We start from the raw sequence: 14373 nt of genomic DNA on the forward strand, positions 1-14373 counted from the left end.
TGCTCCTTAAGCGCTGATCCGGGGCTGCTGTTCCAGTGCATCGACCCGGGAGACGTCCACCAGCTTGACCAGCTGGCTCCACAACTGCTGGATGGGACGCACCGACTCGACAGTAACCGTGATCCGCAGCTGTTGGCAATCCTGCTCCATATTGAGGGCGCAGAGCGCGAAGCCGCGGTGGCGCACCACCCGCAGCACCCGCTCCATCACTTCGGGTCTCGGCTGGGCGTGAATATGCAATGTGTGCTGGTTCATGGGCGTTGCTCCATCATCTTGTGGTTGGCGACTCCTGGTGGCACCAGGGGCCAGACGTTTTCTTCCTCTGAAATCGCGACATGCAGCAGGTAGGCGCTCTCGCTCGCCAGCAGACGGCCCAGCGCCGGCGCTATCTCCGCCTTGCAGCTGATGGTCTCGCCGGGGATGCCGAAGGCGGCGGCCAGGGCGATGAAGTCCGGGTTGTCCGAGAGTATGGTCTCGCTGTAGCGGCCGTCGAAGAACAGCTCCTGCCACTGGCGCACCATGCCGAGACGCTGGTTGTCGATCAGCACCATCTTCACCTTGAGCTGGGCGCGGCGTATGGTGCCGAGCTCCTGCACGTTCATCATGAAGGAGCCATCGCCGCTCACCAGCACTACCTCATCCTCCGGCCGCGCCATCTTGGCGCCGATAGCGGCGGGCAGGCCGAAGCCCATGGTGCCGAGGCCAGCGCTGGAAAGATGGTTGCGCGGGCTGGTGAAACGCATGTGCTGGGCCACCCACATCTGGTGCTGGCCCACGTCGCAGGCCACCACGCTGCTCTCGGGCAGGCGCTCGGACAGCTGCTTGAGCAGGGCTGGGGCATAGATGGGTTGGCCGGGGTGGTCGTAGCGAAACGCATATTCCCGTGCCATGGCGGCGCAGTGCTCGCGCCAGGGTGCGATGTCGAGGGCCATGGCCAGCGCCGGCAGCACCAGCCTCAGATCCGTGGTGATGCCCACCTCGGCGGCGCGGCGCTTGCCGAACTCGGCGGCGTCCACGTCCAGATGGACCACCCTGGCGTGGGGGGCGAACTCGTCCAGCTTGCCGGTCACCCGATCATCGAAACGGGCGCCAACCACCAGCAGCAGATCACACTGCTGCACCGCGTAGTTGGCGGCCTTGGTGCCGTGCATGCCGAGCATGCCGAGATAGACGGGGCTGTCGGGATCCAGCGCCCCTATCCCCTTGAGGGTGGTGACCGCCGGCATGCCGCTGGCGGCAGCAAACTCGCGCAGCTCGGCCTCGGCATTGGCCATGCCGACCCCGCCCCCGACGTAGAGCACGGGGCGCTCGGCGGCCGCCAGCAGGGCGCGGGCGGCGCCGATCTCGGCCGGGTTGAGGGCCTCCGGCTCCGCCACCGCAAACAGCGGGCTCAGGGTGGGCACGGCGGCCAGCTGGATATCCTTGGGGAAATCGATGAGCACAGGGCCGGGGCGGCCTTCGGTGGCGATGGCGAAGGCTTCGGCCAGCACCCGCCCCAAGTCGGCGGGGTCGGTGACCATGAAGGAGTGCTTGGTGCAGGAGAGGGACATGCCAAGTACATCCACCTCCTGGAAGGCATCGGTGCCCACCGCGGCGCAAGCCACCTGGCCACTGATGGCCACCAGCGGCACCGAGTCGAGCAGCGCCTCCGCCAGGCCGGTCACCAGGTTGGTGGCACCGGGGCCCGAGGTGGCGATGCAGACCCCCACCCGGCCGGAGGCGCGGGCATAGCCCACCGCCGCCATGGCGGCACCCTGCTCGTGGCGGCAGAGCTGATGGGCCAGACCACCGTCATACAGGGCATCGTAGACCGGCATGATGGCCCCGCCCGGGTAACCAAACACCTGGGTCACACCCTGTTTCTTGAGAGCCTGTACCAAAAACTGCGCGCCGTTCATGTGGAAATCCTGTCCTTTGGTCGAAAAAAAACCCCCGAGCCGTGAGGCTCGGGGGTCGCTTGTTTCGTTCTGTCCGGTGGTGGGTCTATCCCTTGTTCCGTGCAGCTAAACGAGCCCCGAGCGGTGAGATAATAATCACCACTAGGACCACAATAATGCTGACGAAACGGGAGGCCATGTTCATAGTTACAACCGGAAATCCTGTGAAATCGGGGCGGTTTGCACCGCGAATGGCTATTAGAACTAGCACGGTGATTTTTATTGGGCAAGCGTTTTTTAGCTGACAAGACTCTGATTTCAAGCGCGCCGACGGCCTCTGACTGGCACAAAAAACTAATAAAAAACGGTTAACCAGCACATACATCAAACCAAGGACGGGATTTATGTCATTAGCTGTGGTTTATAGCCGTGCCAGCCTGGGGATCGCGGCGCCGCAAGTCACGGTAGAAGTCCATTTATCCAACGGGCTGCCCGCCTTCAACATGGTGGGATTACCGGAAACCTCGGTGAAGGAGTCGCGGGATAGGGTGCGCAGCGCCCTGCTCAACGGCAACTTCGAGTTCCCGAGCAAGCACATCACGGTCAACCTGGCCCCCGCCGATCTGCCCAAGGAGGGGGGCCGTTTCGATCTGGCCATCGCCATCGGCATTCTCGCCGCTTCCAAGCAGATACCGGCAAAATACCTGCTCGATCATGAATTTTTAGGGGAGCTGGCCCTGACCGGCGAGATCCGTCCCGTGCTCGGGGTGCTGCCTGCGGTGCTCGCCTGCCGCGATGCGGGCCGCACCCTGCTGGTGCCGCGGGAGAACGGCCCCGAGGCCTCCCTCATCCAGGATGCGGAGGTGCGCACCGCCCATCAGCTGCTGGCGGTGACAGCCTGGCTGGCGGGCCAGTACGAGCTGCCACTGCCGGAGCCCCAGAGCACGGAGACACTGCCCGACGTGCCGGATCTGCAGGACGTGATCGGCCAGTCCCAGGCCAAGCGGGCGCTGGAGATCGCCGCCGCCGGCAGCCACAACCTGCTGTTCATAGGCCCCCCCGGCACCGGCAAGAGCATGCTGGCGAGCCGCCTGCCCGGCATCTTGCCGCCGCTCAGCGAGCAGGAGGCGCAGCAGACCGCCGCCATCCACTCCATCGGCGGACTCACCCCCCGGGTCGGCCACTGGCATCACAGGCCCTATCGCACGCCCCATCACAGCGCCTCGGCGGTGGCCCTGGTGGGGGGTGGCAGCCACCCGAGACCCGGCGAGATCTCGCTGGCCCACAACGGGGTGCTGTTTCTCGACGAGCTGCCGGAGTTCGAGCGCAAGGTGCTCGACTCCCTGCGTGAGCCGCTGGAGACCGGCCACATCACCATCAGCCGGGCCGCGCGCCAGGTGGACTTCCCCGCCCGCTTCCAGCTGATTGGCGCCATGAATCCCAGCCCCTGCGGCCACTATGGGGACGGCCAGACCCGCTCCAGCCCGGATCAGATCCTGCGCTATCTCGGCAAGCTCTCCGGCCCCTTCCTCGATCGCTTCGATCTGACGGTGGAGGTGCCGCTGCTGCCCAAGGGCAGCCTTACCGGCAAGGCGGAGCGCGGTGAGCCGAGCCGCCAGATCCGGGAGCGGGTGCTGGCGGCGCGGGAGCGGATGCTGAGCCGCAATGGCAAGCTCAACAACCTGCTGGATAGCCGTGAGATCGAAGATATTTGCAGACTATCGGCGCAAGATGCCGAGTTTCTGGAGAGCGCCATCCAGAAGCTGGGGCTCAGCATCCGGGCCTGGCACCGCATACTGCGGGTGTCGCGCACCATAGCGGATCTGGCGGGCCGGCCCGCCATCGAGAAGGAGCACCTGATCGAGGCGCTCGGCTACAGGGCCATGGATCGGCTGCTCTCCCGCCTGCGCAGCGGCTGAATACCTGGGATTATGGAAAAGTGAGTCCTATGTGGTCCATGGCTGTCAGACATGGTTTAGCGCGCCATCGGCTGATATTATGGCCACAGATCTGACCACTTGCTGGTCATCCACAGACAAGAAGACGGACTCGATTCATGCAAAACAAGCTGATAGAGCGACTGCGCGGCAGCCTCTCGACCCTGCTCTATTTCCTCAATACCCTGTTCTGGTTTGTCCCCATACTGCTGCTCGGCCTGGTCAAGCTGCTGCTGCCGATCAGAGGCTGGCGTACCCTCTGCAACGCCCTGCTGGATGGCTGCGCCAGCTGCTGGATAGGTTTCAACAATCTGATCCAGAAAGTCATCATCAGAACCACTTTTGAGGTGGTCGGAGTGGACAAAGGGCGCCGGAATGAGTGGTATATGGTGATTGCCAACCATCAATCCTGGGTCGACATACTGGTATTGCAGCGGATTTTTAATCAGAAAATTCCCTTCCTGAAGTTTTTCCTCAAGAAAGAACTGATTTGGGTACCTTTTCTCGGTCTGGCCTGGTGGGCGCTGGATTTCCCCTTCATGCGACGTTATTCCCGAAAGTTTCTGGAAAAACGCCCTCATCTGAAGGGAAAGGACATAGAAACAACCCGTAAGGCCTGTGCCAAGTTCCGCCACATTCCGGTGAGCGTGATGAACTTCGTGGAGGGCACCCGCTTCACCGCCCACAAGCATGACAAGCAGGCCGCCCCCTATCGCCATCTGCTGCACCCGAGGGCGGGCGGGGTCGCCTTTACCCTGGCGGCCATGGGGGATCAACTGCACCAGCTGGTGGATGTGACCATCGCCTATCCGGGCGGCATCCCCAGTTACTGGGACTTCATGTGCGGGCGGGTCAGGGAAATCAAGGTTCGGGTACGCTATCTGCCGATCGAACGCAATCTGGTGGGGGATTACTTCAATGACCCCGAGTTCCAACAAGAGTTTCAACAGTGGTTGAACGGGATCTGGCACGAGAAGGATCAGACCCTGAGCCAACTGCTGGCGGACGAGACACAGTAAACGACACCCATGCTCACCTTTCTTCCCGGCCCGCTGGTGCTGCTCATCAGCGCCAGCCTGACCATATTGTTCATCATCCTGGTCTCCAGCCTGATCCTGCTGGTGTCGCTGATCAAGCTGCTGCCGATCCCTGCCCTCAGCCACGCCTGCAGCCGGATCAACAACGGCATCATGCGCTTCTGGCTGAGCTGCAACGCCCTGGTGATCCGCCTCACCACCCGCATCGAATGGCAGATCGAAGACGACACCCGGTTGCGCAAGGATGGCTGGTATCTGATCGTCAGCAACCACCTGAGCTGGACCGACATAGTGGTGCTGGGCCATCTGTTCAGGGACCGGCTGCCGGTGCCCAAGTTCTTCATGAAGCACGAGCTGATCTACATCCCGCTGATGGGATTGGCCTGCTGGGGGCTGGACATGCCCTTCATGCGCCGCTACTCGCGGGCATTCCTGCTGCGCAACCCGCACCTGCGCGGCAAGGACATAGAGACCACCCGCAACGCCTGCGAGAAGTTTCGCCACATCCCCACCACCGTCATCAACTTCGTGGAAGGCACCCGTTTCACCGAGTCCAAGCGGGATGCGGTGCGCTCAGCCTACCGTCATCTGATGCCGCCCAAGGCGGCGGGGCTGGCCTTCACCCTGGCCGCCATGGGGGAGCAGTTCGACAGCCTGATCAACGTCACCATCAGCTATCCGGACAACGCCGAGACCCCGTTCAAGGACTTCCTGATGGGGCGGATGAAGCGCATTCGGGTGCGCATCGAGGAGCTGCCCGTCGATGAGCCGCTGGTGGGGGATTACTTCAACGACAAGCAGTTCAAGCGGGGCTTCCAGCAGTGGCTGAACCAGCGCTGGCAGGAGAAGGACAGGGTGCTGGCGCAGTGGCAGGAGACCGATGCGGCGGCTCAGGTCGAGGCGGTGGTCGCCGAGGTGAGCGCCGAGGCCAGCTCGGGCAGCTGATCCTCCGAGAAGACAGCGATGCCGTGGCGCCGCAGCAGGGCCGTGGTCTTGCCCTCACCCGCCATCGAAACTCCCTCGAAGCGGCCGTTGTAGATGCGGCCGCTGCCACAGGAGGGACTCCCCTCCTTGAGCAGCGCGAAGCGAATGCCCTGCGCCAGACAGATCTCCAGCGCCAGCTCGGCGCCGCGATCGAATTCGGCGGTCACGTCCAGCCCAGACTGAGTCACCACCAGCTCCCCCTGCCGTTCGGCGGGCGGGCGCGGGGTCGGCAGGCCACCGGCCACCTCGGGGCAGAAGGCCAGGGTGCGCCCCTCGGCCCCCAGCGAGCTCAGCCAGTCGCTGAGGATCCCCTTGCTCTGACCGTCATACCGCACCGGCTGCCCGAGCAGGCAGGCGCTGACCAGCACGCGTAGCGGTTTATGGTTCATGCTTCGGCTCCATTCATCACCTGATCAAACATCACGCAGCAGGGGCTCTCCAGCCGGTAGAGGATGGCCGGGCGCTGCTTGCCGGTGCGCTTGCGGCCGGTATCCACCAGGATATCGGCGCGGTGGATGCGCTTGCGAAACGCCGCCGTATTCATTGGGGTCTGCAGGATGACCTCGAAGGCGCGCTGCACCTCGGAGAGGGTGAACTCGGGGCCAAGCAGTTGCAGTGGCAGGGTGCTGTAGCGGCTCTTGATGCGCAGCCGCTCCAGCCCCTTGGCGATCAGCTGGCCGTGGTCGAAGGCGAGACCGAGGCCCGGCAAGACAGAGAGCGGATGCCAGCAGCCGCGCACCACCTCCACCTCCGGCTCGACCAGGCACAGGTAGACCAGGGTGGTGGACCAGCCGCGGGGATCCCGCTCCAGATTGCCGAGGGTGCAGACCTGCTCGCTGTAGCAGTGACCCAGCCCCCACTCCGCCAGCAGGCGATGACGGGCGGCGTCCAGATCCCGGTCCCGCGTCTCGTCGATACGCAGCGCGGGCAACTGCCAGCTATGGGCAAAGGGGGGGCGATCGCGGGTCTCGAGGAGCAGCTCGAGCCGCTCCTCGTTCAACCGCAGCACCACCATATCCAGACTCATTCTCGGCATCCTGACTGACCTGCTCGCCTTCCAATAATGTTTGGTAGATAATATCACAAGGATAGTATGTGCAGGAGCCAATCATGGGAACCGTCGCCAGCCTGGATATTGATGTGCAGAAGGGTTTCACCCCCCTCTGCCCGAACGAACTGCCCGTCGCGGGCGGGGATGCGATTGTGGCTGCACTCAACGCCCAGGCCCGCCTCGCCAGCCTGCGGGCAGGCAGCAAGGATGCCCACCCCCGCAATGCCGCCTGGGCCGTCTCTGACCCCGCCGACATGCTGCTACCGCTGGACCTGCCCAACGCCGACCTCAGCTGGCCGGTGCACTGTGTGCCGGGCACCCCGGGCTTCGAGCTGCTGGATGGCCTGCCCGCCCCCATCGATTACGACTTCTTCGTCTGGAAGGGAGTCGAGCCTGATCTGCATCCCTACGGCGCCTGCTTCCATGATCTAGCCGAGCGGCGCAGCACAGGCCTCATCGAGTTTCTGCAGTCCCGCGGCGTCAGCACTGTGCTGGTCGGCGGCCTCGCCACCGACTACTGCGTCAAGACCAGCGTGTTGCAACTGCGCCGGGCCGGCCTGCGGGTGATAGTCCATCTCGACGCCTGCCGTGGCATCAGCCCTGGGACTGTGGCCCAGGCCCGCACCCAGATGATCGAGGCTGGCGCCGAACTGGTCCAGACCCTGACCGATGTACAACGCCTGCTGGACGCCTGACATGCCCATCACTCTCACCAGCCTGCCCGGCGCCTGCAACTTACCCATGCGGCAGGTCACCCGCCTGCCAGGATACTGATATGCCTCCTATCCTCACCAGCCTGCTCGACACCGATGCCTGCAAATTACATATGCGGCAGGGGAACGTCATCGCGCTCACCAGCCTGCGGGGAGTCTGATATGCCGCCGATTCTCACCAGCCTGCTCGACACCGACGCCTACAAGCTGCACATGCAGCAGGCCGTGTTCCATCGCTATCCGGATGCCGAGGTGGTGGCCGAGTTCCACAGCCGCAACGAAGAGGATCTGCTGCCCATGATGGGCCAGATCGAGGAGCAGCTGCGCCTCGCCGGCTCCCTGCGGCTGACCAAGCCCGAGCTCGACTTCCTGGCCGAGCGCCCCTTCTTCACCGCCGACTACCTGGATCACCTGCGCCGCAAGCCGCTGGATACCTCATTATTGCGGGTGTTTGAGCAAGATGGCCGCATTAACGTCCGCGTGGAAGGCCCTTGGCAGGATGTGATCCTGTGGGAGATACCTGTGCTCGCCATCATCAGCGAGATGCGCAACCGCTTTCGCTATCCCCAGTTCGGGGTGAGCCAGGCGCTGGATCGGCTGGATCAGAAGATCGACAAGCTGGAGCATGAGCTGAGCCCGGCGGAGATGCAGGATTTCAACCTCATCGACTTCGGTACCCGCCGCCGCTTCTCCCACGCGGTGCAGGACGCCGTGGTGGGCCGTCTCAAGGAGCGCCTGCCGGCATTCAAGGGCACCAGCAACTACCAGCTGGCTCAGAAATACCGGCTGCCGGCGGTGGGCACCCAGGCCCACGAATGGTTCCAGGCCCACCAGCAGCTCGGCTTCCCGCTGGAGCACAGCCAGCGCGCGGCCCTCACCAGCTGGCTGGATGAGTTCACCAACCACCTCGGCATCGCCCTGACCGACTGCATCACCATGGATGCCTTCCTGCGCGACTTCGACTTCGAGCTGGCCAGCCGCTACCAGGGCCTGCGCCACGACTCCGGCGATCCCGTGGTGTGGGGCGAGAAGGCCATCAGCCACTATCAGCGGCTCGGCATAGACCCCAGAGACAAGACGCTGGTGTTCTCCGACGGCCTCAACCTCGACAAGGCGGTGCAGCTGTTCCGCCACTTCCGCGGCCGCATCAACACCAGCTTCGGCATCGGCACCAAGCTCACCTGCGATCTGCCCGGCGTCAGCCCGATGAACATCGTCTTCAAGCTGATGGAGTGCAACGGTGGCCCGGTCGCCAAGATCTCCGACAGCCCGGGCAAGACCCTGTGCCGGGATGCGGACTTCATCCGCAACCTCAAGCAGGCCTTCCACGTCGGGGTCTGAATGTCGGAAAAACAAAAAGCCCGCCGGTTTGCACCGGCGGGCTTTTTTTATGGGGTCAGACGGGATCAGTCTTTCTTGGCCAGCAGGAATTTCACCAGCTGGTTGAACTGCTCCTGGGAAGTGATGGATTCAATCTTCACCATGTACTTGCCATTGACCAGGAAGGCCGGCACACCGCGCACGTTGTAGGTCTCGGTGTTGCGATCGAACTGGGAAACCATGCCGGACACGGCGAAGCTGTCGACGGCGCCGTCGAACTCTTCGGCCGGCACGCCGCTGTCCACGAAGATCTGCTTCAGATCACCGCGGCTCTGCGGAACCTGCTTCTGGGTGTGGATCTTGTCGAAGATGACCGGGGTCAGCTTGCCTTCGACGTTCAGCAGGTTCGCAACGGCGTAGGCACGCTGGAACTCAGGACCCATCTCACGACCCAGGAAGGCCACCGGGTTCTTCTTCATCGGCACGCCTTCCGGCAGGCTCTTCTTCAGATCCTCGGCGATCGGTTCGAACTTGGCGCAGTGCGGGCAGAGGTAGGAGAAGAACTCCAGCACTTCAGGTTGGGCACTGCCGGTCTGCTTGACCACGTCATAGTTGACGCCTTCCTTGAATTCCGGGGCGGCGTGAACCATGGGGATCATCAGCATGGCAGCGAGGAAAAATAGTACTTTTTTCATGACGTTTCCTGTTAAGGGATCACTGTGAGGCACGCCCGGCGAACCGAAGCAGTCCAAGCCTATTGTGTCCCTCTGCCAACGTCAATGACAAAGGCGGGCTGGCAGTGCAAGGCATTGGCTGCGTCACAGCCCTATCGTCAATGGCAGAGGAGGACGACCAAGGCTCCTCCCCCTCTTGCAGATAAACAACCCGGGCAGGTTCATCTCACCAGTCCGGCATCAGGCTCAGCGGCGAGGCCTTCAAGGCCTCCAGCTGGTCATACAGAGGGCTGGCGAACCGCTGCTCCCATGACGATTCACGGGTCTCACCAGTCCGGCATCAGGCTCAGCGGCGAGGCCTTCAAGGCCTCCAGCTGGTCATACAGAGGGCTGGCGAACCGCTGCTCCCATGACGATTCACGTGTCTCACCAGTCCGGCATCAAGCTCAGCGGCGGGGCCTTCAAGGCCTCCAGCTGATCATGCAGGGTGGCGATCTGCTGGCGCCAGTAGTGATCGGTATTGAACCAGGGGAAGTGACGGGGGAAGGCCGGATCCTCCCAGCGCCGGGCCAGCCAGGCCATGTAGTGGACGATGCGCATGGCCCGCAGGGGTTCTACCAGCGCCAGTTCCCGCGGGTCGAACTCCATGAACTCCTCGTAGCCCGCCAGCAGGGTATCGAGCTGGATCAGCTGCTCGTTACGATCGCCGCTGAGCAGCATCCAGAGATCCTGAATGGCGGGGCCGGTGCGACAGTCATCGAGATCGACGAACATGGGGCCGTCGCGCCACAGGATGTTGCCGGGGTGGCAATCCCCGTGCAGGGAGATCTGGGCCACGTCCAGGGCCATGGCGTCGCACACGTGGCGGATCAGCTCATCCAGCACCCCGAAGAACTGCTTGGCCAGTCCGCTCGGTACCCACTCCCCGGCCGCCAGCAGCTGGCGTGGCTCGTGCAGCATGCTCTCCACGTCAAGCCGGACACGATGATGGAACGGGCGGCTGGCGCCGATCCGGTGGATGCGGCCGAGGTAGCGCCCCACCCACTCCAGCTGCTCCAGGTTGTCCACCTCGAACTGGCGACCGCCGACACTCTGCCAGATGGCGAAGGGGTAACCCTGATGCTCCAGCAGGGTCTCGCCGGCGAAGGCGAGCGGTGCCGCCACCGGGATCTCGGATTCGTTGAGGCGGGCGGCGAAACCGTGCTCCTCCAGGATCTGGGCCCTACTCCAGCGGCCGGGACGATAGAATTTCACCACGTAGCGGCGACGATCCTCGTCCTGAAACTGGTAGACCCGGTTCTCGTAACTGTTGAGCTCGATGAGGCCGGAATCGATGCGCAGGCCGCTGAGATCGATAGCATCCATGATGAGATCGGGATTGAGGTCGGAATAGTTGAAACGCATGTCATCCACCATAAGAAAGGGGCGCTGTTGCGCCCCATTCTATCTCATCACTGCCCCCGATGGCGGCTAAACTGACCCGCCATTTGTCGCGTCAGCCGTCACAACCGGCTGATAAACTTGCTGGCCTGGCGCAGGGAACCCTTGCTGTCATCCGCAGCGACCCCTTCCCGTTTGAGCACGAACTGGATATCCAGGGTCGGCTTCTTCAGGTTGAAGGGATCCACCGCCAGACTCACCGGCAGGGTGTAGATCTCGCCCGCCTTCAGGGTCACCTCCCGTGGGCCGAACCACTGGTATTCCGGCAAGCCTTCCACGTCCAGCTGGTAGCGCTGGGGTTGCAGGGTCTTGTTGAGGATCTTGAGGGTATAGGTGTTCTCGATGAGCCCCTCGCTGTTCTCCCGGAACAGCTGGTTGCGATCCCGCAGTATGTCGAGCCCCATGGGCATGATGGACATGGCGTTGTAGACGAAGACCCCCAGCATGATCACCATCACCAGGCCGTAGCCGAGCAGCTTGGGCCGCGCCACCTGAGTGGAGTTGTGGGCCAGCTTGTGCTCCGTGGTGTAGCTGATGAGCCCCTTGGGATAACCCATCCTGTCCATGGTCTGGTCGCAGGCATCGACGCAGGCGCCGCAGTTGATGCACTCGTATTGCAGGCCGTCGCGGATGTCGATGCCGGTCGGGCAGACCTGGACGCAGAGGTCGCAGTCGATGCAGTCCCCCAACCCCAGCGCCTTGGGATCCGCCTTGCGGGCGCGTGGGCCGCGCGCCTCGCCGCGCTTGGCGTCATAGCCGACGATGTAGGTGTCCTTGTCGAACATGGCGGACTGGAAACGGGCATAGGGGCACATGTGGATGCACATGATGGCGCGCATCCAGCCGGCGTTGCCGTAGGTACAGGCGGCGAAGAACAGCGCCCAGAAGATGACCCAACCGCTCGCCTGCAGGGTGAAGAAGTCAGGCACCAGCTGATACACGTCCTGGAAATAGGCCACGAAGGTGAGGCCGGTACCCAGCGACAGCAGGATCCAGGCCAGGTGCTTGGTCCCCTTGCGGGCCAGCTTCTCACCACTCCAGGGGGCGGCATCCAGCTTGCGGCGCTTGTTGGCGGAGCCTTCCAGCTTCTCCTCAAACCAGATGAACATGAAAGTCCACACCGTCTGCGGGCAGAGATAGCCACACCAGACCCGGCCGAGGAAGGTAGTCACGAAGAAGAGGGCGAAGGCGGCGATCATGAAGACCCAGGCCAGCAGGGTCAGATCCTGCGGCCAGATGGTGGCGCCGAAGATGTGGAACTGCTGATGCTCGAGATCGAACAGCACGGCCTGGCGGCCGTCGTAGCGCAACCAGGGCAGGGCGACGAAGAGGGCGACGAAGAACCAGCCCATGACCTTGCGCACCCGCTGCCAGTAGCCGGTCTGGGATCTCACATAGATGCGGTTGCCCGGGTTGAACCTGTCATCGCTGGCTTTGAAGGTGTTGGGATTGAAGGTCCCGGTGACATCGCCGGTGACATCCTTGATATCGATCTTGTCCTGGTCGGCCATTGCAGCACATCGCTCCACTTATATTGTTATGAAGCAGATTATATCTTAAACAACCTGCTAATTGTGTGGGTTAAATGTATCTATAGTTCGAGACCCGTCGCAATTTCGGGTAACAAAAAAGGTCCGTCGCCAGTTGACTACGGACCTTTTTGGAGATTCTTTTGAAAACCTGTCAGCTTCCCGTCGGGGCAACCTTTACTTGATGCCGCGGGCCTTGAGCAGGGCTTCCTTGAAGTCGGGAACATGGTCCTTGGCAAGCCCGGGGATCAGCGCCTGCTTGTCGGCATCCCGCATCTTGAGGTGGTAGATCAGCATGTCATCGGTCAGCTCGGACAGGGCGCCCTCATAACCGGCTTCCGCCGCCAGTTTGGTGATGAACTGCACCAGGCTGAGGTCCTGTTCCTTGATCCAGGCGGGCTGCAACAGCTCCAGCAGCTCTTCGATACGATGGCATTGCATAGACGACCTCTCTCATCTGTCTTTTGAAACTCAGGCAACCTTACCCATCAAGGCTGCTTCGATACGATCCCGCCCATTATGCTTGGCCTGATAGAGGGCCGCATCCGCTTTTTGGATAAGCTCGGCGATGGAGCCGCTCTGATCAGGCACCAGAGTCGCCACCCCGAAGCTGCAACTGACCCGCCCCGAGACTCGGGATTGCTGATGCGGAATGCCCAGAGCGCGCAGGGCGGCGCGCACCTGCTCGGCGATCTGGACAGCCCCCTGCTGGCTGGTGCAGGGCAACAGCAGGGCAAACTCCTCCCCGCCGTAACGGGCGGCCAGGTCATCCTCCCGCCGCAGCACCTCCGCCAGCAGGCCCGCTACCTCCTGCAGACACTGGTCCCCCAGCTGATGGCCATAGTGATCGTTGAACTGCTTGAAGTAATCCACATCCACCAGCACCAGCGACAGAGGCGCCCTGGCTCGCTGACAGCGGCGCCAGGCCCGTGCCAGACAGTCATCTAGGTGAGCACGATTGGCGATGCCGGTCAGCCCGTCCAGGCGGGAGGTGAGCTTGAGATGTTCGGAGACCGCTTTGAGCTCGGCCACCAGATCCGCATTGGAGAAGCGGTGATAGAGGGAGGCGACCTGATCTCGCCGCAGCCGGCGCAGCAGGGTCGGCAGAAACACGAACAGGTAGCCTGCCAGCATGCAGGAGACGATGCGCTCCTGCTCGTTGCCGCCCCCCAGCTCGAACAACATGGCGAGCCCGAGCGGCAGCACGGCGCCATAGAGGGTGCGCCGGCTGCCGAACAGCATGATGGCACTGCCGGTGAGGATCAAGCTGGAGAGCATCATCATGGCGGCCCTGTAGGTGTCGGGCAGTTTGTCCATGTAGAGCAGCACCCCGAGCGCCCAGACGATGGAGGTGATGGTCACCCCGATGAACAGCTCGCGCTCCAGCATGACCAACGGCAACTGTGCCAGCCTGGGCGCCCGCCAGCGCAGATGCCACCAGCGTCCCAGCAGCAGCAGGCAGATCAGCCCCAGCCAGCCCAGCGCCTCCCTGGCCGGCAGGTAATCGTGGAACAACAGGCTCCAGCTGATCGCCAGCAGCACCAGACAAGGCAGGCTGAAAGAGGCATGGGTGTACAGCTGGACCATGATGGCCTGCCTCACCTGGCGTGTCACACTCTGAGTCAACTGCATACTCCCTGTACAATAGCCGACCAGTCTAGCACTCCCTCTTCCGGGCCAACAATCAATCGACCGCTATTAAGCTGCCAATCAGCCCCATGGCAGGGCCGCTGATACCTCAGCCGCGCTCCAACTCGTCCAGCATTTGAAGCACACGGGGCTCTGACCTTGGCTTAGCCGCGCTCCAACTC

At 62.9% G+C, this 14373-nt stretch carries 14 protein-coding genes; 5 read left to right on the top strand and 9 right to left on the bottom strand.

Features of this window, described 5'->3' with window-relative positions; all coding sequences use genetic code 11:
- Positions 1–6 precede the first annotated feature (6 nt).
- Both ilvM and ilvG read right to left on the bottom strand, forming a co-directional pair.
- Positions 7–255, bottom strand: coding sequence for an acetolactate synthase 2 small subunit (gene ilvM / locus LG30_RS0101970; RefSeq protein WP_033129032.1), 249 nt, complete (start codon positions 253–255; stop codon positions 7–9).
- Positions 252–1898, bottom strand: a complete 1647-nt coding sequence (ilvG, locus tag LG30_RS0101975) for an acetolactate synthase 2 catalytic subunit (RefSeq protein ID WP_033129033.1) — start codon at positions 1896–1898, stop codon at positions 252–254. Before ilvG ends, ilvM begins: the two co-directional genes overlap by 4 nt.
- Before the next feature lie 383 nt (positions 1899–2281).
- Between ilvG and LG30_RS0101980 the strand changes: the two genes are divergently transcribed.
- From LG30_RS0101980 to LG30_RS0101990, 3 genes are all read left to right on the top strand, one after another.
- Positions 2282–3796: a YifB family Mg chelatase-like AAA ATPase gene (locus tag LG30_RS0101980; protein WP_033129034.1), complete on the top strand. Its 1515-nt coding sequence runs from the start codon at positions 2282–2284 to the stop codon at positions 3794–3796.
- Positions 3797–3933: 137 nt separating this feature from the next.
- The gene (locus LG30_RS0101985) at positions 3934–4833 is read left to right on the top strand and encodes an acyltransferase (protein ID WP_033129035.1); all 900 of its coding nucleotides are present in this window, start codon (positions 3934–3936) and stop codon (positions 4831–4833) included.
- Between the two features lie 9 nt (positions 4834–4842).
- Entirely contained in the window at positions 4843–5796 is a 954-nt protein-coding gene (locus tag LG30_RS0101990) for an acyltransferase (RefSeq protein ID WP_033129036.1), read from the top strand.
- Here the strand turns inward: LG30_RS0101990 and LG30_RS0101995 are convergent.
- Together LG30_RS0101995 and LG30_RS0102000 are read right to left on the bottom strand one after the other, a co-directional pair.
- Positions 5742–6224, bottom strand: a complete 483-nt coding sequence (locus LG30_RS0101995) for a 2-thiouracil desulfurase family protein (RefSeq protein WP_033129037.1) — start codon at positions 6222–6224, stop codon at positions 5742–5744. The two genes, LG30_RS0101990 and LG30_RS0101995, sit on opposite strands and share 55 nt — an antisense overlap.
- Positions 6221–6871 (bottom strand): NUDIX hydrolase, encoded by a 651-nt coding sequence (locus LG30_RS0102000; RefSeq protein WP_033129038.1) that lies wholly within the window; start codon positions 6869–6871, stop codon positions 6221–6223. The genes LG30_RS0101995 and LG30_RS0102000 overlap by 4 nt, the downstream gene beginning before the upstream one ends.
- 74 nt (positions 6872–6945) lie before the next feature.
- Between LG30_RS0102000 and LG30_RS0102005 the strand changes: the two genes are divergently transcribed.
- Positions 6946–7581 (top strand): nicotinamidase, encoded by a 636-nt coding sequence (locus LG30_RS0102005; protein ID WP_033129039.1) that lies wholly within the window; start codon positions 6946–6948, stop codon positions 7579–7581.
- A gap of 180 nt (positions 7582–7761) precedes the next feature.
- Positions 7762–8940 (top strand): nicotinate phosphoribosyltransferase, encoded by a 1179-nt coding sequence (gene pncB, locus LG30_RS0102010; RefSeq protein WP_033129040.1) that lies wholly within the window; start codon positions 7762–7764, stop codon positions 8938–8940.
- A gap of 65 nt (positions 8941–9005) precedes the next feature.
- Here pncB and LG30_RS0102015 read toward each other — a convergent pair whose 3' ends face one another.
- The 5 genes from LG30_RS0102015 to LG30_RS0102035 form a co-directional block, all read right to left on the bottom strand.
- A complete protein-coding gene (locus LG30_RS0102015; RefSeq protein WP_033129041.1) occupies positions 9006–9614 on the bottom strand; it encodes a thiol:disulfide interchange protein DsbA/DsbL in 609 nt (202 codons plus the stop codon).
- A gap of 405 nt (positions 9615–10019) precedes the next feature.
- Entirely contained in the window at positions 10020–11009 is a 990-nt protein-coding gene (locus tag LG30_RS0102020) for a serine/threonine protein kinase (RefSeq protein ID WP_033129042.1), read from the bottom strand.
- An 86-nt stretch (positions 11010–11095) separates the two neighbouring features.
- Positions 11096–12544 (bottom strand): cytochrome c oxidase accessory protein CcoG, encoded by a 1449-nt coding sequence (gene ccoG, locus LG30_RS0102025; RefSeq protein WP_033129043.1) that lies wholly within the window; start codon positions 12542–12544, stop codon positions 11096–11098.
- Between the two features lie 195 nt (positions 12545–12739).
- Positions 12740–13003 (bottom strand): YihD family protein, encoded by a 264-nt coding sequence (locus tag LG30_RS0102030; protein ID WP_033129044.1) that lies wholly within the window; start codon positions 13001–13003, stop codon positions 12740–12742.
- A 30-nt stretch (positions 13004–13033) separates the two neighbouring features.
- Positions 13034–14188, bottom strand: coding sequence for a GGDEF domain-containing protein (locus LG30_RS0102035; RefSeq protein ID WP_193354244.1), 1155 nt, complete (start codon positions 14186–14188; stop codon positions 13034–13036).
- Positions 14189–14373 lie beyond the last annotated feature (185 nt).

The sequence above is a fragment of the Aeromonas aquatica genome, from assembly GCF_000764655.1.
GTDB lineage: Bacteria > Pseudomonadota > Gammaproteobacteria > Enterobacterales > Aeromonadaceae > Aeromonas > Aeromonas aquatica.

What these genes read in the sequence shown, in the direction of transcription:
- LG30_RS0102015 (WP_033129041.1), bottom strand. Translation starts at nt 9,614, where the DNA reads ATGAAAAAAGTACTATTTTTCCTCGCTGCCATGCTGATGATCCCCATG.
- LG30_RS0102030 (WP_033129044.1), bottom strand. Translation starts at nt 13,003, where the DNA reads ATGCAATGCCATCGTATCGAAGAGCTGCTGGAGCTGTTGCAGCCCGCC.
- ilvM (WP_033129032.1), bottom strand. Translation starts at nt 255, where the DNA reads ATGAACCAGCACACATTGCATATTCACGCCCAGCCGAGACCCGAAGTG.
- ilvG (WP_033129033.1), bottom strand. Translation starts at nt 1,898, where the DNA reads ATGAACGGCGCGCAGTTTTTGGTACAGGCTCTCAAGAAACAGGGTGTG.
- ccoG (WP_033129043.1), bottom strand. Translation starts at nt 12,544, where the DNA reads ATGGCCGACCAGGACAAGATCGATATCAAGGATGTCACCGGCGATGTC.
- LG30_RS0101990 (WP_033129036.1), top strand. Translation starts at nt 4,843, where the DNA reads ATGCTCACCTTTCTTCCCGGCCCGCTGGTGCTGCTCATCAGCGCCAGC.
- LG30_RS0101980 (WP_033129034.1), top strand. Translation starts at nt 2,282, where the DNA reads ATGTCATTAGCTGTGGTTTATAGCCGTGCCAGCCTGGGGATCGCGGCG.
- LG30_RS0101985 (WP_033129035.1), top strand. Translation starts at nt 3,934, where the DNA reads ATGCAAAACAAGCTGATAGAGCGACTGCGCGGCAGCCTCTCGACCCTG.
- pncB (WP_033129040.1), top strand. Translation starts at nt 7,762, where the DNA reads ATGCCGCCGATTCTCACCAGCCTGCTCGACACCGACGCCTACAAGCTG.
- LG30_RS0101995 (WP_033129037.1), bottom strand. Translation starts at nt 6,224, where the DNA reads ATGAACCATAAACCGCTACGCGTGCTGGTCAGCGCCTGCCTGCTCGGG.
- LG30_RS0102020 (WP_033129042.1), bottom strand. Translation starts at nt 11,009, where the DNA reads ATGGTGGATGACATGCGTTTCAACTATTCCGACCTCAATCCCGATCTC.
- LG30_RS0102000 (WP_033129038.1), bottom strand. Translation starts at nt 6,871, where the DNA reads ATGCCGAGAATGAGTCTGGATATGGTGGTGCTGCGGTTGAACGAGGAG.
- LG30_RS0102005 (WP_033129039.1), top strand. Translation starts at nt 6,946, where the DNA reads ATGGGAACCGTCGCCAGCCTGGATATTGATGTGCAGAAGGGTTTCACC.